The organism is Amycolatopsis sp. CA-128772, assembly GCF_002904295.1.
Lineage (GTDB): Bacteria > Actinomycetota > Actinomycetes > Mycobacteriales > Pseudonocardiaceae > Amycolatopsis.
The window spans coordinates 67,579-88,214 of record NZ_PPHG01000094.1; the positions used below are offsets into that span (position 1 = coordinate 67,579).

Consider the following 20,636-nt stretch of genomic DNA (forward strand, 5'->3'; position numbering starts at 1 on the left):
ACGTGAAGGTGCCGCCCTTGTGCTGTCCGGCGTGCCACAACTGGGCGACGGGACGTCGGGTACCGGAGGTATGTTTCCCGGGTGGAGCAGCCAAAGGAGTTCGTCTTCGACATCCCGGTCGGCGCGGGGGTGGCCACCCGCGCGAACGCCGGCGGCCCGCCGGCGACGCCGAAGGACGCGGCCACCGTCATCCTGGTCCGGGACGGCGCCGACGGCGTCGAGGTCTTCCTCCAGCACCGGGTCAAGGGCATGCCGTTCGCAGGCGGGATGACCGTGTTCCCCGGCGGCGGGGTCGACCGGCGTGACGCCGACACCTCGGTGGCGTGGGCCGGGCCGGAGCCGTCGTGGTGGGCCTCGCGGTTCGGCTGCGACGAAGCGCTGGCGCGGGCGCTGACCTGCGCGGCGGTGCGCGAGACGTTCGAGGAGTCCGGCGTGCTGCTCGCGGGCAGCGCGGACGCGGTCGTCACCGGCGTCACGCCGTACGCGGCCGCCCGCCAGGCCCTGGAGACGCGCGAGGTGTCGCTGGCCGGCTTCCTCGCCGACGCCGGGCTCACCCTGCGGGCGGACCTGCTGCGCCCGTGGGCGCACTGGATCACGCCCGAGCAGGAGCCGCGCCGCTACGACACCCGCTTCTACGTCGCGAAGCTGCCCGAAGGCCAGGAGGCCGACGGGGCCACGTCGGAGGCGTCGAGCTCCGGCTGGCAGCGTCCCGAAGACGCCATCGCCGACGCGCGCGAAGGCCGCCGGATGCTGATGCCGCCGACCTGGCTGACGCTGAGCGAGCTGGCCGGGTTCGCCACCGCCGACGACGTGCTGGCCGCGCCGCGCGAGATCGTCCGGATCGCGCCGACGCTGGTCCGCGAGAACGACCAGGTCCGCGTCGTGCTGGAGAAGCGATGACCGCCCCCGCGTACGGCGTGCTGCGCCAGGTCTCCGGGACGGCGTCGGTGCTGCTGGAGAACAACCCGTCGTCGATGACGCTCGAAGGCACCAACAGCTGGGTGCTGCGGGCGGCGCCGGACGTGCCGGCCGTCGTCGTCGATCCGGGCTACCGCGACCTCGAGCACCTGGAGCTGCTGGCCGGGGCGGGCGCGGTGGAGCTGGTCCTGCTGACCCACTTCCACCCCGACCACGCCGAGGGCGCGCCCTGGTTCGCCGAGCGCGTCGGCGCGCCGGTGCGGGCGTTCGACCCCGCGCTGTGCGTCGGTGCCTCGTCCTTCGTGGACGGTGAAGTGATCTCGGCGGGCGGCCTGTCGATCCGGGTGCTGCACACCCCGGGGCACACCGGCGACTCGGTGTCGCTGGTGCTCGACGGCCAGGTGCTGACCGGCGACACCATCCTCGGCCGCGGCACCACGGTGCTGCACGACCTCGGCGACTACCTGCGGTCCCTGCGCAAGCTCATCGAGCTCCCGCCGGGCACGGTGGGGCTGCCCGGCCACGGTCCGGAGCTCCTCGACCTGCCCGCGACCGCCCGCGAGTACCTTGCCCACCGGGAACAGCGGCTCGACCAGGTGCGTTCGGCTTTGCAGACGCTCGGGGCGGACGCGACACCCCGCCAGGTCGTCGAGGTCGTGTACGCCGACGTCGACCGGGCGTTGTGGGCGCCTGCCGAGCTGAGCGTGCAGGCGCAGCTGGACTACCTGCGGTCTGAGGAGAACGGATGAGCAACGTCGAGGTCGAGTTCTACTGGCGCCCGGGCTGCGGCTTCTGCGCCGCCCTGGAGCGCCCGTTGTCGAAGAGCGGCTTCACCGTCCGCGCGATCAACATCTGGGAGGACCCGGCGGCGGCCGCACGGGTCCGCGAGGTGGCGAACGGCAACGAGACGGTGCCGACGGTGATCGTGGGCTCGAAGGCCATGGTGAACCCGTCGTTCGCCGAGGTCGAGGCGGCGGTCAAGGCCGCGTCGGCCTGATCGCGGGCCGGGTCCGGCCGGAGGCGGTGCGGGTCATCCGGGCGTTGCCGCGCTTCGGCTCGTGGGAGCAGGTGTAGCAGGAGCGGGCGGGCGGGCGACTCACAGCCTGTGGACGACGACCGCGCGATCGACTTCGTACTCAACGGCGAGCAGCACCGCCTGACCCGGGCCCAGGTGCTGCGCGCGGCCGGCCTGGGCGGCCCCGAGCCGATCCGTACGCACTGGGTCGCGATCGGCGAGCTGCGGTGGCCGCCGCGGCAGATCTTCGAGCGTGCTCTCGGCGTGCCGCGGACCGACTTCATCTCGCACTACGCGATCCGCCAGCTCCGGCGGCTCGGCTTCGCGACGAGCCCGCTGCCCCACGAGCCCGCCGTGCCGCCCGCCGCCGAACCGGCCGCCGAGCCGCCGCCGCTGGGGAACGACCTCGGGTCGGCGATCAAGTCGTTCATCGACCTGCACGACTTCTTCGGGCAGGAGGACCTCTCCAGCCGAGTGAGCCGGCTGGAGGACCGCCTGGAGGGCGCCGACCGCGAGACCGTCGAGGAGCGGGTGGCGCCCGAGGGCCTCACCGACGCCCTGCTCAAGGGCGCGCTGCTGGTGCGGACGCACGCCGGCCGCGTCAACGACCTCATCCACGCGGCGATGATCGTCCGGGCGCTGCCGAAGATCCTCGAACCAGGCGAACGCATCGTCCGGCGCCCGTCGCTGGCCTCGGGCAACGACGGCGGCCGCAAGTTCGACCTCGAGACCGACCGCCGCGTCGCCGAGTTCAAGGCCGCCCAGTGGAAGGGCCGCGACACGATGCGCAAGCGCCTGCTCGTCGCCGACCTGGTCGCCCTGGTCCTCGAACGCGGTGACCGCCGCGCCGAGCTGTACGTGCTCGGCACCCCGCCCATCGACTACCTGCGCACGAGCACGTCGACGGTCGACTGGGCCCTCGGCCGCTCGTCCCCGCACCTCCGGCAGGCCTACGAACAGCGCTTCGGGAGCGCCGCACTGACGGTCGGCCAGTTCACCGGCGGCCCGGCGGCCGACGTCGTCCTCCGCGACCTGCGGGAGATCATCGGCTGAGCATGGGCATCAGGTAATACGTCAGTTCCACCTCCCCGGCCTCGGCCGCCCGCAGGACGCACGCCCGCATCCCCGGCTGGATCGACAGCACCACCCGCTCGCCCGCGAACGCGCCCAAGGCGTCCAGCAGGTACCGGGCCTGGAACGACGGCGACGTCCGGCCGCCGCCGACCTCGGCCTTCAGCGTCTCCTCCGCCTCGCCCGTGTCCTGCCGCGCGCTGGCCAGGCGCACGTGGGCGTCGCCGACCTCCAGCGTCAGCACGCGCCTGTCCTCGGCGTACACGCCGACCCGGCGGACCGCGGCCGCCAGGGCGTCGGCGTCCAGGGTCACGGTGGTGTCGACCGAGCCCGAGGGGATCGAGTCCTCGGACAGGAAGCCGGCGTCGAGCACGGCGGTGCCGACCAGGCCACCCGGCCAGCTCACGCCGAACCGCCCCGGGCCGAGGTGCAGCCCGACGACGCCGCTCGCCTGGCGGGCCGCCTCCGCCAGGAGGGCCGCGGGCACCAGGACGTCCAGCGCGCCGGGGGCACGCAGCGGCAGCCGGGCCACGGCCATCCGGTAGCGGTCCGACGCGGTCAGCGTCAGCCGCTCGCCGTCCGTCTGCAGCCGGACGCCGGTGAACAGCGGGAGCGGATCGTCCTTCGCCGCCGTGCCCGCGACGATCCGCAGCGCCGAGGCGAACGCGGTGCCGTCCACTTCGGACACCCGGACCGGCGGCTCGGCGACGCCCCCGGCGCCGGGCAGCAACGGCAGCGCGAACCGGGCGTTGTCCAGCCGCAGCGCGAGGCGGCTGCCTTCGACGACCAGCCGCACGCGGTCGGCGTCGAGCACCTTCAACGTCTCGGCCAGCGGCGCCGCGGGCACGACGACCGAGCCGCCGGTGTGCGTGGTGGCCGGGCAGTCGAACCGGACGACGAGATCCGGATCGCTCCCGCCCACGCTCAGCCCGCCGGCATCGGCCAGCAGCCGCAGCCCGGAGCGGGCAGGCAGCAGCCGCGACGCGGCGGAGACGGCCGCGGAGAGCCGGTGGGCAGGCGCTGTGACGTCCATGCCCCCAAGCTAGCGGTGACCCCCGACAAAAACCGCTGACCTGCGAAAACGTAGGTCCGCGAGGGAGCAGCGTCTACGCGTTGACCAACGCGGGCGCGTCCGTGGTCTGCGGAGCCGGCCGGACCGTGCCGCGCAGCAGCCACACGACCAGCGCCAGCACCACCCCGGCCACGCTCGCGGTCAGGAAAGCCGCGCCCGGGCCGGCGTGCTCGACCACGTACCCGCTGACCGACTGGCCCATCGCCAGCCCCAGCGTCACCGCCGTGAGCACCCAGCCGAACGCCTCCGCCGCCGTCCCGGCCGGGGCGACCACCTCGATCGTCGTCGAGTGGGCCGTCGACTGGGGGGTGATCAGCGCCCCCGCCAGCAGCATCATCAGGGCCAGGCCCCACAGGGACGACGGCCACGCCAGCAGCGCCACCAGCGCGCCGAACCCGCCGAGCAGGACCGGCAGCCGCAGGCCCGGCTGCCTCGGCCACGGCCGCAGGCTGTACGCGACGCCGAACGCCACCGAGCTCAGCGACCACGCCGACAGCAGCAGACCGCCGACGGACGCCTGGCCCGCCTCGGTGGCCGCCGCCGGGACCGCGACCTCGACGAACCCGATCACCACGCCGAAGCCCAGTGCGGCGATCGCCAGCGTGCGCATGCCCGGGCTGGCCAGCGCGCCCAGCAGCGAGCCGGAAGCACCCGAAGCGGAACCCCACGCCCGCACCGCCGGGCTCAGCGCGAACAGCACCGCGCCGGTGAACTGCAGCGCGACGCCCAGCACCAGGCCGGTGCCCGCCCACGGCGCCATCACCAGCAGCCCGGCCAGGCCGGGGCCGAGGATGAAGAAGACCTCCATGCTGATCGCCTCGTACGAGAACGCCGCGTTGCGCGCGCCGCCCGGCGGGAGCAGCCGCGTCCACAGCGCCCGCGACGCCGACCCGACCATCGGTTCCGTCAGCCCGGTGGCCGCGCCCAGTGCGACGAGCGCCGCGGTCGCGGCGTGCGATTCGATGGCCGTCACGAGCGCGCTCATCGACAGCGCCAGCAGCAGGGAGACGATCAGCAGCGGCCGCGTCGGCCCGAACCGGTCGATCAGCCTGCCCTGCACCACCGCGCCCACCGACACCCCGACGAGCGAACCGGCCGAGACCAGCCCGGCGATGGCGAAGGAACCGGTCTCGCGCTGGACGTAGAGCAGGGCCGAAATGCCGATCATGGCGATCGGCAGGCGGGCGAGAACGGACGCGACGGCGGGCCACCGGGCCGCGCGGGTCGTCAGCGCGGTGCGGTAGTCGGCGAGGGACGTGCGGCTTTCGTGGTTCGAGACAGACTGGGACACACGAGCAGTATGCCGCAGAGTGGTACGTCAGTACCAGTTATTTACCGGTCAGGTGCGTCACCGCCGGACGGGAAGTAGATCTTGAGACCGGCGCTGGAGGTCTCGATCGGGTAACACTCCCGATATTCTCCGTGAACTCCTGCAACGAAACGGCCCAGACGGCGTCCTTGAGAGTGAATGGCCTTGAATTCGTGGGTATGGGCCGTGATGGTTGAACGACAGCACAGAAAAACCCAGCTCCCTCCGGCACACGGGTCGGGGCCTGGCCCGGAGGGCGGGGAGCGCGGATCGTCGGGGGATGGTCCGCGCAAACAACGAAGAGCCGGTGCGCCACGTCGGGGGTGGCGCCCGGCTCTTTGTTATGGGACAACAAGAAGGCCCTCTCGGCGAACCGAGAGGGCCTTCTTGTCGTGAAGACTCAGCGAGCGCGGCGGGCCAGGCGCTCCGGGTCCAGGATCAGCACGCTCTTGCCCTCGAGCCGCAGCCAGCCGCGGTGGGCGAAGTCGGCGAGCGCCTTGTTGACGGTCTCGCGCGAGGCGCCGACGTACTGGGCGATCTCTTCCTGCGTCAGGTCGTGCGTGACCCGCAGCAGGCCCGCCTCCTGGCTGCCGAACCGCTGCGCGAGCTGCAGCAGCGCGCGCGCCACGCGGCCCGGGACGTCGGTGAAGATCAGTTCCGCGACCATGTTGTTCGTCCGGCGCAGGCGGCGCGCGACCACGCGCAGCAGCTGCTCGGCGATCTCCGGGCGGGTCGAGATCCACTGGCGCAGGGCCGGGCGGTCCATGGTGACCGCGCGGACCTCGGTGACCGTGGTCGCGCTCGACGTCCGGGGGCCGGGGTCGAAGATGGACAGCTCGCCGAACATGTCGGACGGGCCGAAGATGCCCAGCAGGTTCTCGCGGCCGTCCGGGGACTTGCGGCCGATCTTCACCTTGCCGGACTGGATGATGTACAGCTTGTCGCCGGGTTCGCCCTCGTTGAAGATGACGTGGCCGCGGGGGAACTCCACGGATTCCAAGGTCTGGGCCAGCGCCTCCGCCGCTGCCGGCTCAACACCCTGGAAAATGCCCGCACGGGCCAGGGTTTCGTCCACCTCGGGTGCCTCCTCGTCGAGAAACGTGCGCGCTCCCCCGGGGCTGGCGGAGCGTGACGCCGATCACTTGCGCGTCAGTCTAGGGCGTACTCCCGAGATCGCCCGTCGGACGCGCGGTCCGCCGAAACGATCTCGTTCGAACGTGGAGCCTAACTCCGCACGCGACGCGCGCGTAGCCTGGCTGCCCGTCCGCCCAGCCTACGGAGCCGGAACAGCTCCAGCGCGCGGCCGATGCCGTGCCCGTAGAGCGCCCTGACCTCGTTGGGTTGCGCCTGCTCGAGGAACTCTTCGACCTCGTTCTCCTGCACCGCGACGTGCTTGAGCCGGCTCTCCACGCGTTCCATGAACAGCGCGAAGAACATGATCACCAGGGGGACCAGGATGACGAACCAGACGGTCATGGCCGGACCCCAAAAGACTCAGTGGGAAGCATCTACTCCAGATCCTCGCTCATGGCGGCCGGAAACTGCGCCGAGGTGGTGCTCTGGCGTGTCGGTCGTCCACCGGTGCAGTCACCGGCTCGTCCGACGGCGCCCGTAGGCTATCGGGGTGCCACCTGCCACCACGAACGCCCCCCGTGAGGGCGCTGGTGAAAGCCGATTGGCTCTGGTGAGACGCGCCAGGCGGATGAAGCGTTGCCTGGACGACGTGTATCCCGGTGCCCACTGCGAGCTCGACTTCACCACGCCGCTGGAACTGCTGGTCGCGGTCGTGCTGTCCGCACAGACCACCGACGTCCGGGTGAACCTCGTCACCCCCGCGCTGTTCAAGCGCTACCGGACCGCCGCCGACTACGCCGGCGCTGACCGCACCGAGCTGGAGGAGTACCTCCGGAGCACCGGCTTCTACCGGGCCAAGGCGAACTCCGTCATGGGCCTGGGCGCGGCCCTGGTCGAGCGCTTCGACGGCGAGGTGCCGGGCAACCTCGACGACCTCGTCACGCTGCCGGGCGTCGGCCGCAAGACGGCGAACGTCGTGCTCGGGAACGCCTTCGACGTCCCCGGCATCACCGTCGACACCCACTTCGGCCGGCTCGTCCGCCGCTGGGGCTGGACGGCGGAGGAGGACCCGGTCAAGGTCGAGCACGCGATCGGCGAGCTGATCCCCCGCAAGGAGTGGACCATGCTCTCGCACCGGGTGATCTTCCACGGCCGCCGCGTCTGCCACGCCAAGAAGCCGGCCTGCGGCGCCTGCCCGCTGGCCAAGGACTGCCCGTCGTACGGCACCGGCCCGACCGGCTTCGACGAAGCCGCGAAGCTGGTCAAAGGCGAGGAAAAGGACCACATCCTGGCGCTGGCGGCGCCCCGGTGACAAGAGTCACCAAGTGGGCGCTGGCCGCGGCGGTGCTGGCGGTGGCGCTGCTCGTCGCGCTGCTGCCCCGCGGGGGAGATGGCACCGCCGCGCAGCCGGCCGGCGACCTCGGGCCCGCGCGGTCCGCGGCGGCGCTCCAGCCGTGCCCGGAAGCGGGCGCGGCGCAGCCGGTGAAGCAGCTCGAAGGCGTCACGGCGGACTGCCTCGGCGACGGCGTGCGCGTGGACGTCGGGAAGGCCGTCGCCGGTGCTCCGGTGCTGGTCAACGTGTGGGCGTCGTGGTGCGAGCCGTGCCGGACCGAACTACCCGTGCTCCAGGAGTACGCGAAGCAGCCGGGGGCCGTGCGCGTGCTCGGCGTCCAGGTGCAGAGCCCGGCGAAGGACGGCCTGGACCTGCTGGCGAAGCTGGGCGTGCACCTGCCGTCGGTGTACGACGGCGACGGGCAGACCGGGCCGGTCCGGGCCGCGCTGAAGGTGCCTTCGTCACTCCCGGCGTCCTACGTGGTCACCGCGGCCGGCGAGGTGCGGTTCATCGCGAATCCACGCACGTTCGGGAACACTGACCAGGTGCGCGCGGCAGTCGAGGGGGCATCGTGATCGGACCACTGGTCGAACCCGAATCGGTGCCCGAATGGCTCCGGCCGCTGGTCAAGGTGAGCGGCGAGGTCGATTCGAAGACGTTCACCCGGTTCAGCCCGCCCGACAACGCCTACCCGCGGCCCGCCGCCGTCCTGATCCTCTTCGGCGAGCGTGAGGCCGACGGCGAGCCGGACATCCTGCTGCAGCGCCGCGCCGACACGCTCGGCTCGCACGCCGGCCAGGTCTCGTTCCCCGGCGGCGGCGCCGAAGAGGGCGACGGCGGCCCGATCGGCACCGCGCTGCGCGAGGCCGAGGAAGAGACCGGCGTGGTCCCCTCCGGCGTCCGGCCGATCGCGGTGCTGCCGGAACTGTTCGTCCCGGTGTCCGGCTTCGCCGTGACGCCGGTGCTGGCGCACTGGGCCGAACCGTCGCCGGTGCACGCGGTCGACCCGGCCGAGACGGCGTCCGTCGCGCGGGTGGCCGTCGCCGACCTGGTCGACCCGGCCAACCGGTTCACCGTGAAGAAGCGGGGTGCGCCCTGGAAGGGGCCGGCCTTCGAGGTCGGCGGCCTGTTCGTCTGGGGGTTCACCGCCGGGTTGCTGTCGGTCCTGCTCAACCTGGGCGGCTGGGAACGCGAGTGGGACCCGGGCGACGTCCGGGACCTCGACGAGGCGCTGGCCGCGTTCCAGGCGCGGTGTCTCACCGAGGCTCCGCCTCAGGCCGGGGGCTCCGCCACCCGGACCCCCGAAAAGCGTGTAGCGGGCGGGGAGTGACGCGGTGAACTGGGTCGATGTGCTGGTGCTGCTGCTGGCCGTGCTGGCGGCGGTGTCCGGCGCGTACCAGGGCGTGATCATCGCGCTGCCGTCGCTCGTCGGCGTCGTGCTCGGCGCGGTCGCCGGGATCAAGCTCGCGCCGGTGGTGGTCGCGTTCTTCGACGACCCCGTCTGGAAGGTCGCCTTCGCGGTGGCGACGGTGGTGTTCCTGGTCGCCTTCGGTGAGGCGATCGGCGTCTACGTCGGCCGGCGGCTGCGGCAGAAGATCAACCCGGACAAGCTCTCCGGCATCGACAAGACGCTCGGCGCGGTCGTGCAGGCCCTGGTCGTGTTCGTGGTGGCCTGGCTGATCGCGACGCCGCTGACGACCGTGTCCGGCCTGCCCGGGCTGGCCAAGGCGATCAACGGCTCGGTGGTGCTCGGCAAGGTCAACGACGCCATGCCGGAGGCCGCCCAGGGTTTCCCGAGCCAGCTGCGCAAGCTGCTCGACGCGTCCGGCTTCCCGTCGATCGTCGACCCGTTCCAGAAGGCGCCGACGGCGGACACCTCGCCGCCGGACCCCGCGCTGCAGCGCAGCGGGACCGTTCAGGCGCTGCACGGCAGCGTGGTCAAGATCCGCGGTACGGCCAGCTCGTGCTCGCGGTCGCTGGAAGGCAGCGGGTTCGTGATCGCGCCCCAGCGGGTGATGACGAACGCGCACGTCGTGGCGGGCACCGACACCGTCGGCATCGAGACGACGCAGGGCGACTACCCGGCCCGCGTCGTCTACTTCGACCCCGAGGTCGACATCGCCGTGCTCGCGGTGCCGCGGCTGCGGGCCCCGGCGCTTCCGTTCGCCCCGGAAACGGCGACGGCGGGCGACAGCGCGATCGTGCTGGGCTACCCGCTCGACGGCCCGTACCGGGCGACGCCGGCCCGCGTGCGCGGCCGGATCAACCTCCGCGGCCCGGACATCTACGAGGCCAACACCGTGCAGCGGGACGTCTTCACGGTCCGCGCGGAGATCCGCAGCGGCAACTCGGGCGGCCCGATGGTGACCCCGGACGGCAAGGTGATCGGCGTGGTGTTCGGCGCGGCGGTGGAGGACCCGGAGACGGGCTTCACCCTGACGGCCGAGCAGGTCCGCGCCGAGGTCGACGCGGCCCCGTCCCAGACGACGAACGTGTCCACCGGCTCCTGCGCGGCCTAACGCCCGAACCGCAGCGCCAGCCCGTCGAGCAGGGCGCGCATGCCCAGCTCGAAGATGTCGTCCAGCACCAGGTCGTAGCCCGTTTCCGTGAGGTCCGCGAGCATCCTGGTGAACGTCGGGTGCCCGGCCGTCATCGCCGCCACGGCCGGTCCCTGGTGGTCCATCCAGTCGTCCTCGGTCAGGCCGGACGACGCCAGCGCGCTCTGCTCGCGCTCGAGGTGGACCGCCATGCCCTGGATGTGGCCGAAGACCAGGACGTGCAGGTCGCACAGCGTCGCCGCGTCGACGCCCAGCTCGGACAGCGCGGACAGGGCCCACTCGCCGTGCACGGCCAGGTTCCGCAGCGGCAGCGGCCGCGTGATCGGTCCCAGCTGGGCCAGCCACGGGTGCCGGCGGAAGAGCGACCACAGCGTCCGGCCGCCGAGCAGCAGACGTGCGCGCCAGTCGCCGGACGGCTCGGCGGGGTAGCCGCGCTCGCCGAACGCGGCGTCGGCCATCAGCAGCACGAGCTCGTCTTTGCCCCGCACGTACCGGTACGGCGCCATCGCCGCGACGCCGAGGCGGGCCGCCACACCGCGCATCGACAACGCGCCGAGGCCCTCGGTGTCGGCGATGGCGATGGCGGTCCGCACGAGCCGATCGCGGGTCAGGCCGCGCTGGGGGCCGCGGCGGTCGCGGTCGGCGACGACCGTGCCGGACCGCGGCTCGGCGCGGACGAGCCCTTCGCGGCCCAGCTGGGCCAGCGCCTTCGCCGCGGTCGCCATCGCGACGCCGTGGTCGGCCGCGAGCCGGCGCGTCGAGGGGACGCGGGCGCCGGGCGGGAGCTCGCCGCGCGCGATCCGCTCCCGCAGGTCGTCGGCGATGGCCACGTACTTCACTGGGGGCTCCTGATCTAGTACAGACAGCCATCTGTGCTAGTACAGAAATGGCAGGTGAACTGCTGGTTCTCCACAGTGGAGCGTACAAGCGTACGACTCTGGAGGAAACCATGCGGAACGTTCTCATCTCGGGTGCCGGTGTCGCCGGCGGCGCACTGGCCCGGTTCCTGGCGCGGCAGGGCTTCGCCGTGACGGTGGTGGACCGGGCCCCCGCCCCGCGCACCGGCGGCCAGGCGATCGACGTGCGCGGGGTCGCCCTCGACGTCGTCGACGAGCTCGGCCTCGGCGAGCCGATGCGGGCGTTGCGCACCCGGATGCGCGGGATGTCCGTGGTGGACGGGACCGGCCACGAGCTCTTCCGCTCCGAGGACTTCACCTACAGCAGCGGGCGCCTCGACAGCGCCGACTTCGAGGTGCTCCGCGACGACGTCGTCGCGCTGCTGCAGGACGCACCCGGCGTCGAGTACGTCTTCGGCGACTCGATCACGGCGTTGACCGAAGAGGCACACGGGGTGCGCGTCGAGTTCGAGCGCGGCGGCTTCCGGACGTTCGACCTGGTCGTCGGCGCGGACGGCCTGCACTCGGTCGTGCGGCGGCTGGCCTTCGGGCCGGAGGAGGAGTTCACCCGCCACCTCGGGCAGTACCTGGCGATCTTCCCGACGGCCAACTTCCTGGGCCTGGAGGACTGGCAGACCTGGTTCCGCCACGAGCACACCGGCGGTGTGGTGTACCCGGTGCGGGACAACACCGAGCTGCGCGTGACCCTCGGGTTCGGTTCGGACCCGCTGCCCCGGCTGACCGTCCCGGAGCAGAAGGCGCTGATCATCGAGCGGCTCTCCGGTGTCGGCTGGGAGGTGCCGAAGCTGCTCGAAGCGATGGCCGCCGCGGACGTCTTCTACTTCGACGCGATGGCGCAGATCCACCTGGACCGCTGGTCGGCCGGCCGGGTCGTGCTGGTCGGCGACGCCGGCTACTGCGCCTCGGCGCTGTCCGGCCAGGGGACGAGCCTCGCGCTGGTCGGCGCGTACGTCCTCGCGCAGGAGCTCGGCCGCGCCGGTCACGAAGACGCCTTCGCGGCTTACGAAACGCGGATGCGGCCGTTCGTCGCGCTGAACCAGGCCCTGGCCACGGAGAACCCCGAAGGACCGGCGTCGGAGGAGTCGGTGGAGCGGGCGAAGAACGCGATCAGTCTCGCTTGAGGAAGTCCACCAGGGCCGCCGACGTGCGGTCCGGGACCTCGAGGTGGGGGAAGTGCCCGACGCCGGAGAAGATCTCCGGTTCGGCGTGCGGGCCGGCCCAGCGCGTCGACGACGCCGCCGTTTCGGGGAGGATGCAGGTGTCGTCGGCGCCGTGCAGCTGCAGCGTCGGCGCCGCGATCCGGCCGCCGACGGCGTCGGTGAAGCGGCGCCCTTCGCCGCGGAACTGGGCGCGGAACGCCCACCGGTAGTACTCGAGCGCGCTGTGCGCGACCCCGGGCACGAGCATCGCCTGCCGGAACGCTTCGACGTGGGCGTCGAAGTCCGGGGCGGACCGCCAGCGGCGGCCGGCCCAGCCGCCGAAGAGGTCCTCGACGGCTTGGGCGTCGTCTTTCACGAGCCACTTCTCCGGGGCCATCGGCACCTGGAAGCGGAAGAGGTGCCCGGCCGCGCGGCCCTGCCCGCGCCACGGGCGGACCGACGAGCGCAACGCGAGCGGGTGCGCGGCGCCGATCGCCGTCACCGAGGACACGAGCCGCGGGTGCAGGGCCGCGACCGTCCAAGCGAGCAGGCCGCCCCACGCGTGCCCGACGAGGTGCGCGCGCCGCGCCCCGAGCGACTTGATCAGGCCGCCGACGTCACCCGCGAGCGTCCAGGCGTCGTAGCCGCGGGGTGGTTTGTCCGAGTCGCCGTAGCCGCGCAGGTCGACGGCGACCGCGCGGAAACCGGCCTCGGCCAGCGCCGGCAGCTGGTGGTGCCAGGTCCACCAGAACTCGGCGAACCCGTGCAGCAGCACCACGACCGGCCCGTCGCCGAGCTCGGCGACGTGCAGGCGGATGCCGTTCGCGGACACGTCGCGGTGGACCCACGGGCCGTCGAGCCGGACGATCGACGGGTCGGGGGACGCGTGCAACGACGACTCAGTCGCGCGTGGTCGTCAAGTCGCCTTCGGGCGCGCGCTGCGGCTTGAGCGCGGCGGCCGTCTCCTTGACGCTGGCGATGGTCCGCTCCGGTGCCTTGAACTTCTTCACCTTGCGGTAACCGAGGAACCCGGCCGCGCCCGCGACGAGCAGCATCAGGACGAACACGATGCCGAACGCGATCCAGCGGTAGCGCAGCCACTGGGCCAGCCCCTCGGCCGCGAAGAAGAACAGGAAGAACGTGCTGTACAGGAAGACCGTCAGCGCGATCAGGAAGAAGATGGCGCCCTTGAGGCCCTTCTTCACCTCGCCGACCAGCTCGGACTTCGCGAGCTCCATCTCGGCCCTGACCAGGGTGGAGATGTGCTGGGTCGCGTCGCCGACCAGGCGGCCGATCGACTGGTCGCCGGGGATGTCGGAAGCGGAGGACAGCGGGAGGTAAGGCACGGCCCCCACGCCGTCGGGGCCGGTGCGCTCGTGTTTGGGGCTGCTCACCGGGTCATCGTGCCATGTGACGTGAAACCGGGCGCGGCGGCGTCACGGCGAGTCGCATTCGGGGGTCCAGGGGGCTCGCCCCGGCCGGGGTCCGGGGCTAGGCCCCGGAAGGTGGAGCGTCGGACATTTCCGCGTGAACCTTGCTACGGCGGAGTAGCAACGCCGCCGCCAGCAGGGACGCCGCCGCGGACGCGATCAGCACCGCGGCCTTCGCCAGTTCGCTCGCGTCACCCGGCAGCGCCAGCTCCGCGATCAGCAGGCTCACCGTGAACCCGACCCCGCCGAGCACCGACAACGCGGCGATGTCGCGCCAGCCCGTCCCGCGTGGCTTCTCCGCCAGCCGCAGCTTCACGGCGAGCACGCTGGCCCCGAGGATGCCGACGACCTTGCCGCCGACCAGGCCGGCGAACACCGCGAGCGGCAACGCCGTCGTGAAGACCTTGCCGAGCGCGCCGGCGTTGACCGAGATCCCGGCCGCGAACAGCGCGAACACCGGCACGGCGACGGCCGCCGACCACGGCTGGAGCCGGTGTTCGAGCCGCAGGGCGGGGGCCTCGGCCTCGCCTTCGTCGGGGCGGACGCGGGTGAGCAGGCCCAGCGCGACGCCGGCGACGGTCGCGTGGATGCCGGCCGAGTGCACCGCCACCCAGGTGATCAGCGCCAGGGGCACGTACAGCCAGGGCGTCCGGACCCGCCGGTGCTGCAGGAACGCGTACAGGGCGAGCGCCACGACGGCGACGGCCACCGCGACCAGGTCGAAGCCCGTCGTGAACAGCACGGCGATGACGACGATGGCGCCGAGGTCGTCCACCACGGCCAGGGAGAGCAGGAAGACCCGCGCGCTCGAGGGCAGGTTCGACGCGGTCAGCGCCAGCACGCCGAGGGCGAACGCGATGTCCGTGGCGACCGGGATCGCCCAGGCCCGTTCGATCCCCGGCGTCCCCCAGCCGACGGCGAGCGCGACGAGCGCGGGCACGACCATGCCGCCGAGCGCGGCCACGACCGGCAGCACGGCCTGCTTGACGCGGGACAGCTCGCCGATGACGAGCTCGCGCTTGAGCTCCAGCCCGGCGACGAAGAAGAACAGGGCGAGCAGGCCGTCCTTGGCCCAGTCGCCGACGGTCAGGTTCAGGTGGAGGAATTCCGGGCCGAGCCGGAAGCCGCGCAGCGCGTGGTAGCTGTCCCGCAGCGGCGAGTTGGCCCAGAGCAGCGCCACCGCGGTCGCGGCCAGCAGGATGAGCCCGCCGGTCGTCTCGGTGCGCAGGTAGCGGGCGAACTCGGTGAAGGGGCGGGACACAGGAGCTCCTCGGGGTCGCTGATCACTGTTGCCGACCAGGCTTCCCGGCGCACCTTGACGTGATTTTAGTCCATTTGGTCACCGACCGTTATGGCCGTTGCCACACCGGGTGTCGGTGGTGGGTCACCAGCTGGGCTCTTAACATGCCAAGGGACAACGAAGTCCCTCGACAAGGAAGACGACAGTTGTGAGCACCTCTACCGAGGTCCAGCAGGACACGAGGTTCTTCGGGCACCCACGAGGGCTGGCGAACCTTTTCGGCGTGGAGATGTGGGAGCGCTTCTCCTACTACGGGATGCTCGGCATCCTCCCGATCTACCTCTACTACCGGGTCGACCAGGGCGGTCTCGGCCTCGCGCAGGAGTCCGCGCTCGGCATCGTCGGCGCGTACGGCGGCCTGGTGTACCTGTCCGCCGTCGTCGGCGCGTGGGTGGCCGACCGGCTCCTCGGCTCCGAGCGGACGCTCTTCTACAGCGCCGTGCTGATCATGATCGGCCACCTCAGCCTGGCCCTGCTGCCCGGCCTGGCCGGCATCGGCGTCGGGCTCGTGTGCGTCGCGGTCGGCAGCGGCGGGCTGAAGTCCAACGCGACGGCGATCGTCGGCACGCTCTACGCCGAAGGCGACGAGCGGCGCGACGCCGGCTTCACGATCTTCTACATGGGCATCAACCTCGGTGGCTTCGTCGGCCCGCTGCTGACCGGGCTGGCGCAGACCGAGGTCGGCTTCCACCTCGGGTTCGGCCTGGCGGCGATCGGCATGGCGCTCGGCCTGACGCAGTACACGTTCGGCCGCAAGAACCTCGGTGACAAGGCCAAGGAGGTGCCGAACCCGCTGCCGGCGTCCCAGCGCGTGCTGGCGATCGGCGGTGCTGTCGTTCTGGTGGCCGCGGTCGTGGCCCTGGTGCTCACCGGCGTCGTCAATCCGGGCAACCTCGCCGACGTCGTCGTGTGGGTGGTCGGCGTGATCTCGGTGAGCTATTTCGTGGTCATCCTGACCAGCAGCCGGATCACCGGCGTCGAGCGCAGCCGGGTGTTCTCCTTCATCCCGATGTTCATCGCCAGCGCGGTGTTCTTCTCGCTGTACCAGCAGCAGTTCACGGTCGTCGCCGCCTACACCGACCAGCGGCTGAACCGGAGCCTGTTCGGCTGGGAGATGCCGGTGTCCTGGGTCAACTCGATCAACCCGGTGTTCATCATCGCCTTCGCGCCGGTCCTCGCGGCGTTGTGGACGAAGCTCGGCGAGCGGCAGCCGTCGACGCCGATGAAGTTCGTCCTCGGCACGGTGCTGATGGGCGCGGCGTTCCTGCTGTTCCTGCCGATGGTGGGCAGCGGTCAGAACGCGAGCCCGATCCTGGCGATGGTGGGCATCCTGTTCGTGTTCACGATCGCCGAGCTGTGCCTCTCACCGGTGGGGCTGTCGCTGTCGACGAAGCTCGCGCCCGAGGCGTTCCGGACGCAGATGGTGGCACTGAACTTCCTGTCCATCTCCTTCGGCACCGCGATGTCCGGCAAGCTCGCCGAGTACTACTCCGTCGACGACGAAGCGCCGTACTTCAGCACAGTCGGCGGGGTCGCCATCGGCGTCGGCGTGCTGCTGTTCCTGGGCATCCCGTTCATCCGCAAGCTGATGAAGGGCGTGCACTAACCCACGGTGACCCCGAAGATCACCCCGACGAAGTAGGTCACCACCATCGTGAGGGCGCCGACGCCGACGTTGCGGACGATCGCGCGCCCCACGTTCGCGTCGCCGAGCCTCGCGCTGATCAACCCGGTCAGCGTGAGGCCGACGACGACCGCCGCGGCGCACGCCCACACCCGCAGGGAGACGCCGGCCCAGGCGATGGAGAGGATCGGCAGCAGCGCCCCGACCGAGAACGCGAGCAGCGACGCCCAAGCGGCCTGCCACGGGCTGGTGAGGTTGTCCGGGTCGATGCCGAGTTCGGCTTCGGCGTGCGCCTGCAGCGCGTCCTTTTCGGTCAGTTCACGAGCGACCCGGCTCGCGAGTTCCGGCGACAGGCCCTTGTCTTCGTAGATCTGCGCGAGCTCGCGCTCCTCGGCCTCAGGCATGGTCTTGAGCTCCTGCTTTTCCAGCCTGAGCAGGGCCTGTTCGGTGTCGCGCTGGGTGCTGACGGAGACATATTCCCCACCGGCCATGGAAAAGGCCCCGGCGACGAGCCCGGCGATGCCGGCGGTCAGGATCGTGGTGTTGTCCGTGGTCGCCCCGGCCACCCCGACGACGATCCCGGCAACGGACACGATCCCGTCGTTGGCCCCGAGCACGCCGGCCCGCAGCCAGTTCAGCTTCCCGCCCAGCCCCTGGTGCGGTTCGTGGGCGTGTTCCACGGCGTCACCGTCGATCGTTTCGGTCACCGGACCAGTGAAACACGGAAGCGGAATGGTGGCGAGACCTGGGGTTTTGTCAGGCGTGCCTAAATAACGCCTGCCTTACCTAAGTGGTCCTGTGTGGACTCTCAGCCGTTCCGGGCGATGATGGGCGGCATGGAAGAGCAGGTGTGGCAGCCACTGGTCACGGTGGAGGGCTTGCCGCTACAGGGCGGCGAAGGCCGCTTCCGGCTGTTGGAGCGCGCGGCGAGCGGCCTGGCGTACTTGATCCACTACCCGGCGGGAGTCTCGTCACCCCCACACGCGCACGACCACGACTCGATCGTCTACGTGCTGTCGGGCCGCCTGCGCGGTGCGGTGGACGGCGTGGACCGGGAGCTGGAGCCGGGCGACTCGGTGGTGCACCCGCGCGGAGTGGCGCACCACGTCGAGGCGTTGACGGACGCGATGTGGGTGGAGTTCAAGTCCCCGCTACCGGGCCGCCCGCCGATCGCCTGAAAAGCGGAAACGCCCGGCCCCGCCAACGCGGGTCCGGGCGCTTCCCGGGAAAAAGCTCAGGCGTCCAGCTCGGCCAGGGCTTGCTTGGCCTTCTCGAGCTCGGCCTCCAGCGCGGCGACCTTCGCGGCCTGCGCCTCGCGGGCCTGGTTGATCACCTCGTCGATCGGGCCGGACAGGTCGCTGTGCAGCTCCTTCGCCGCGCGCGACACGGCCGCCGCCGGGATCTCGAGGCCCTTGGCGACCCACTTCGAACCGTTCTTCAGCTCGGCCTGCCACTCGCCGTCGGCGGTGCCGGTGACCGTCAGGATCAGCTCGACCGTGCGGGTCTTCTTCGCCGTCGACGCCGTCGCCGCGCCCTTCGGGCGGCCGCGCTTCGGCTTGGGGGCTTCCTCCTCGGCGGCCGGAGCCTCCGGGGAAGAGGCCGGCGACGCGGACTCGGTGACGGCCGCCTCGTCGGTGGAGACCTCGGAAGCCTCGGAAGCCTCCGAAGCCGGAGCAGCCGGAGCCGGAGCGGAAACCGGGGCCTCGGCCGTTTCCTCGTCGTGCGTCAGGACATCCACGGTCATCGTCGTGTCGTCTCCTTGCCCGGGAAGTGGGTGTGGTTCGCGGCATAGCGTAGAACATGCGTTCGACTCGTGCCACACGGGGTGTCATGACAGAGCCCTCCCGGCGCGAAGCCGGAAGGGCTCTGACTCTCGGAGACGCTAGCTCACTCCTCGGACTTGCCCGACTTCAGGCCCGACGAGATCAGGTCCATCACCGACGAGTCGGCCAGCGTGGTGACGTCGCCGACCTGCCGGTTCTCCGCCACATCCCGCAGCAGGCGGCGCATGATCTTGCCCGAACGCGTCTTCGGCAGCTCCGGCACGACCATGATCTGCCGCGGCTTCGCGATCGGCCCGATCTCCTTCGCGACGTGGTTGCGCAGCGCCTGGATGGCCTCCTCGCCGCCGTCGACGGCGTTGCCGCGCAGGATCACGAACGCCACGATGCCCTGGCCGGTCGTCGGGTCGGTCGCGCCGACGACCGCGGCCTCGGCCACCGTCGGGTGCGAAACCAGCGCCGACTCGACCTCCGTCGTCGAGATGCGGTGGCCGGACACGTTCATCACGTCGTCGACGCGGCCCAGCAGCCAGACGTCGCCGTCGCTGTCGTACTTCGCGCCGTCGCCGGCGAAGTAGAAGCCCTGCTCCTTGAAGCGCGACCAGTACGTGTCCTTGAAGCGCTCTTCGTCGCCCCAGACGCCCCGCAGCATCGACGGCCACGGCTTGTCGAGCACCAGGTACCCGCCACCGCCGGGCCCGACCTCCGCACCCTGGTCGTCGACGATCTTCGCGGAGATGCCCGGCAGCGCCTTCTGCGCCGAGCCCGGCTTCGCGGCGGTGACGCCCGGCAGCGGCGAGATCATGATCGCGCCGGTCTCGGTCTGCCACCACGTGTCGACGACCGGGGCCTGGCCCGCGCCGATGTTCTCGCGGTACCAGATCCACGCCTCGGGGTTGATCGGCTCGCCGACCGAACCCAGCACGCGCAGCGACGACAGGTCGTACTTCTCGGGGATTTCCGCGCCCCACTTCATGAACGTGCGGATCAGCGTCGGCGCGGTGTAGTAGATGGAGACCTTGTACTTCTGGACGATCTCCCAGTGCCGCCCCTCGTGCGGGGTGTTCGGCGTGCCTTCGTAGACGACCTGCGTGACGCGGTTCGCGAGCGGGCCGTAAACGATGTAGCTGTGGCCGGTGATCCAGCCGATGTCCGCGGTGCACCAGTAAACGTCTTCGCCGGCCTTGTGGTCGAAGACGTTGTGATGCGTGTACGCGGTCTGCGTCAGGTAGCCGCCCGACGTGTGGAGGATGCCCTTCGGCTTCCCGGTCGTCCCGGACGTGTACAGGATGAACAGCGGGTGCTCGCTGTCGAACGCTTCCGGAGTGTGCTCTTCGGACTGTCCGTCGACGAGCTCGTGCCACCAGACGTCCCGCGAGTCCGTCCACGGCACTTCGCCCTCGAGCTTGTCGCCCGTGCGCTTGACGACGATGACCTTCTCGACGGTTGCGGCGCCTTCGAGCGCTTCGTCGACGTTGGTTTTCATCGGCGCGGCCTTGCCGCGGCGGAACTGACCGTCGGAGGTGATGACGACCTTCGCGGCGGCGTCGTCGACGCGGGCCCGCAGCGCCGTCGGGGAGAAGCCGCCGAAGACGACGTTGTGCAGCGCGCCGATCCGCGCGCACGCGAGCATCGCGAAGATGGCCTCGGGCACCATCTGCAGCTGGATCGCCACGACGTCGCCCGCGGTGACGCCCAGCGACGCGAGTGCGTTGGCGGCCTTGGAAACCTCGGTCTTCAGCTCGGCGTAGGTGATGTCCCGGGTGTCACCCGGCTCGCCGACCCAGTGGATCGCGACCTGCTCGCCGTGCCCGGACTCGACGTGCCGGTCGACGCAGTTGTAGGCGACGTTCAGCTTGCCGCCGACGAACCACTTCGCGAAGGGCGCATTGGTCCAGTCCAGTACCGTGGTCCACTTCGTGTCCCACGTGAGCCGCTCGGCCTGCTTCGCCCAGAACGCTTCGCGATCGGCATCCGCTTCGGCGTAGAGATCGGCCTTCGCATTGGCCTGAGCAGCGAAATCATCGCCGGGCGGGAAGGTGCGGCTCTCGGTGAGCAGGTTGTCCAGGGCGGGGGACTGCTCGGTCATGGTTGC

Annotated in this window: 22 protein-coding genes; 11 read left to right on the forward strand and 11 right to left on the reverse strand. The window is 71.5% G+C overall.

Going from position 1 to position 20,636, the window contains the following annotated elements:
• The first annotated feature begins 81 nt into the window (after positions 1-81).
• From C2L59_RS42345 to C2L59_RS42360, 4 genes are all read left to right on the forward strand, one after another.
• Positions 82-900, forward strand: coding sequence for an NUDIX domain-containing protein (locus C2L59_RS42345; protein WP_103355219.1), 819 nt, complete (start codon positions 82-84; stop codon positions 898-900).
• A complete protein-coding gene (locus C2L59_RS42350) occupies positions 897-1,667 on the forward strand; it encodes an MBL fold metallo-hydrolase (protein ID WP_103355220.1) in 771 nt (256 codons plus the stop codon). The genes C2L59_RS42345 and C2L59_RS42350 overlap by 4 nt, the downstream gene beginning before the upstream one ends.
• Positions 1,664-1,915, forward strand: coding sequence for a glutaredoxin domain-containing protein (locus C2L59_RS42355; RefSeq protein ID WP_103355221.1), 252 nt, complete (start codon positions 1,664-1,666; stop codon positions 1,913-1,915). Before C2L59_RS42350 ends, C2L59_RS42355 begins: the two co-directional genes overlap by 4 nt.
• Before the next feature lie 108 nt (positions 1,916-2,023).
• Positions 2,024-2,986: a hypothetical protein gene (locus C2L59_RS42360; protein WP_103355222.1), complete on the forward strand. Its 963-nt coding sequence runs from the start codon at positions 2,024-2,026 to the stop codon at positions 2,984-2,986.
• Here the strand turns inward: C2L59_RS42360 and C2L59_RS42365 are convergent.
• The 4 genes from C2L59_RS42365 to C2L59_RS42380 all read right to left on the reverse strand — a co-directional run bounded on the left by C2L59_RS42365 (position 2,976) and on the right by C2L59_RS42380 (position 6,861).
• Positions 2,976-4,037 (reverse strand): DNA polymerase III subunit beta, encoded by a 1,062-nt coding sequence (locus C2L59_RS42365; protein WP_103355223.1) that lies wholly within the window; start codon positions 4,035-4,037, stop codon positions 2,976-2,978. The two genes, C2L59_RS42360 and C2L59_RS42365, sit on opposite strands and share 11 nt — an antisense overlap.
• 73 nt (positions 4,038-4,110) lie before the next feature.
• Complete coding sequence (locus C2L59_RS42370; protein ID WP_103355224.1) at positions 4,111-5,367, reverse strand: MFS transporter; 1,257 nt, start codon at positions 5,365-5,367, stop codon at positions 4,111-4,113.
• A 418-nt stretch (positions 5,368-5,785) separates the two neighbouring features.
• Positions 5,786-6,460, reverse strand: coding sequence for a Crp/Fnr family transcriptional regulator (locus C2L59_RS42375; RefSeq protein ID WP_003081747.1), 675 nt, complete (start codon positions 6,458-6,460; stop codon positions 5,786-5,788).
• A 149-nt stretch (positions 6,461-6,609) separates the two neighbouring features.
• On the reverse strand, positions 6,610-6,861 hold the full coding sequence (locus tag C2L59_RS42380) for a hypothetical protein (RefSeq protein WP_013230551.1): 252 nt from the start codon (positions 6,859-6,861) through the stop codon (positions 6,610-6,612).
• 226 nt (positions 6,862-7,087) lie between these two features.
• On the opposite strand from C2L59_RS42380, the gene nth reads away from it, so the two are divergent.
• The 4 genes from nth to C2L59_RS42400 are packed head-to-tail and all read left to right on the forward strand — an operon-like array spanning position 7,088 to position 10,311.
• On the forward strand, positions 7,088-7,771 hold the full coding sequence (nth, locus tag C2L59_RS42385) for an endonuclease III (protein WP_103355225.1): 684 nt from the start codon (positions 7,088-7,090) through the stop codon (positions 7,769-7,771).
• On the forward strand, positions 7,768-8,367 hold the full coding sequence (locus tag C2L59_RS42390; RefSeq protein WP_103355226.1) for a TlpA disulfide reductase family protein: 600 nt from the start codon (positions 7,768-7,770) through the stop codon (positions 8,365-8,367). Before nth ends, C2L59_RS42390 begins: the two co-directional genes overlap by 4 nt.
• Positions 8,364-9,122, forward strand: a complete 759-nt coding sequence (locus C2L59_RS42395) for a CoA pyrophosphatase (protein WP_233224001.1) — start codon at positions 8,364-8,366, stop codon at positions 9,120-9,122. Before C2L59_RS42390 ends, C2L59_RS42395 begins: the two co-directional genes overlap by 4 nt.
• Positions 9,123-9,126: 4 nt before the next feature.
• A complete protein-coding gene (locus C2L59_RS42400; RefSeq protein ID WP_103355227.1) occupies positions 9,127-10,311 on the forward strand; it encodes a MarP family serine protease in 1,185 nt (394 codons plus the stop codon).
• Here C2L59_RS42400 and C2L59_RS42405 read toward each other — a convergent pair.
• Positions 10,308-11,189 (reverse strand): TetR/AcrR family transcriptional regulator, encoded by an 882-nt coding sequence (locus tag C2L59_RS42405; protein WP_103355228.1) that lies wholly within the window; start codon positions 11,187-11,189, stop codon positions 10,308-10,310. The genes C2L59_RS42400 and C2L59_RS42405 overlap by 4 nt on opposite strands.
• A gap of 110 nt (positions 11,190-11,299) precedes the next feature.
• On the opposite strand from C2L59_RS42405, the gene C2L59_RS42410 reads away from it, so the two are divergent.
• The gene (locus C2L59_RS42410; RefSeq protein ID WP_103355229.1) at positions 11,300-12,388 is read left to right on the forward strand and encodes an FAD-dependent monooxygenase; all 1,089 of its coding nucleotides are present in this window, start codon (positions 11,300-11,302) and stop codon (positions 12,386-12,388) included.
• On the opposite strand, the gene C2L59_RS42415 is transcribed toward C2L59_RS42410, so the two are convergent.
• The 3 genes from C2L59_RS42415 to nhaA form a co-directional block, all read right to left on the reverse strand.
• Positions 12,375-13,298, reverse strand: a complete 924-nt coding sequence (locus C2L59_RS42415) for an alpha/beta fold hydrolase (RefSeq protein ID WP_103355230.1) — start codon at positions 13,296-13,298, stop codon at positions 12,375-12,377. The two genes, C2L59_RS42410 and C2L59_RS42415, sit on opposite strands and share 14 nt — an antisense overlap.
• Positions 13,299-13,305: 7 nt before the next feature.
• Positions 13,306-13,800: a phage holin family protein gene (locus C2L59_RS42420; RefSeq protein ID WP_103355231.1), complete on the reverse strand. Its 495-nt coding sequence runs from the start codon at positions 13,798-13,800 to the stop codon at positions 13,306-13,308.
• Positions 13,801-13,897: 97 nt separating this feature from the next.
• Complete coding sequence (gene nhaA, locus C2L59_RS42425; protein ID WP_103355232.1) at positions 13,898-15,097, reverse strand: Na+/H+ antiporter NhaA; 1,200 nt, start codon at positions 15,095-15,097, stop codon at positions 13,898-13,900.
• 187 nt (positions 15,098-15,284) lie between these two features.
• On the opposite strand from nhaA, the gene C2L59_RS42430 reads away from it, so the two are divergent.
• Positions 15,285-16,742 carry a peptide MFS transporter gene (locus C2L59_RS42430; protein ID WP_103355233.1) on the forward strand — a complete coding sequence of 486 codons (1,458 nt, stop codon included), beginning with the start codon at positions 15,285-15,287 and terminating at the stop codon, positions 16,740-16,742.
• Here C2L59_RS42430 and C2L59_RS42435 read toward each other — a convergent pair.
• On the reverse strand, positions 16,739-17,467 hold the full coding sequence (locus tag C2L59_RS42435) for a VIT family protein (protein ID WP_103355234.1): 729 nt from the start codon (positions 17,465-17,467) through the stop codon (positions 16,739-16,741). The two genes, C2L59_RS42430 and C2L59_RS42435, sit on opposite strands and share 4 nt — an antisense overlap.
• Before the next feature lie 117 nt (positions 17,468-17,584).
• Between C2L59_RS42435 and C2L59_RS42440 the strand changes: the two genes are divergently transcribed.
• Positions 17,585-17,938, forward strand: coding sequence for a cupin domain-containing protein (locus C2L59_RS42440; protein WP_103355235.1), 354 nt, complete (start codon positions 17,585-17,587; stop codon positions 17,936-17,938).
• A gap of 56 nt (positions 17,939-17,994) precedes the next feature.
• Here C2L59_RS42440 and C2L59_RS42445 read toward each other — a convergent pair whose 3' ends face one another.
• Both C2L59_RS42445 and acs read right to left on the reverse strand, forming a co-directional pair.
• On the reverse strand, positions 17,995-18,504 hold the full coding sequence (locus C2L59_RS42445; protein WP_103355236.1) for a DUF6319 family protein: 510 nt from the start codon (positions 18,502-18,504) through the stop codon (positions 17,995-17,997).
• Positions 18,505-18,647: 143 nt separating this feature from the next.
• Positions 18,648-20,630, reverse strand: coding sequence for an acetate--CoA ligase (acs, locus tag C2L59_RS42450; RefSeq protein WP_103355237.1), 1,983 nt, complete (start codon positions 20,628-20,630; stop codon positions 18,648-18,650).
• Positions 20,631-20,636 lie beyond the last annotated feature (6 nt).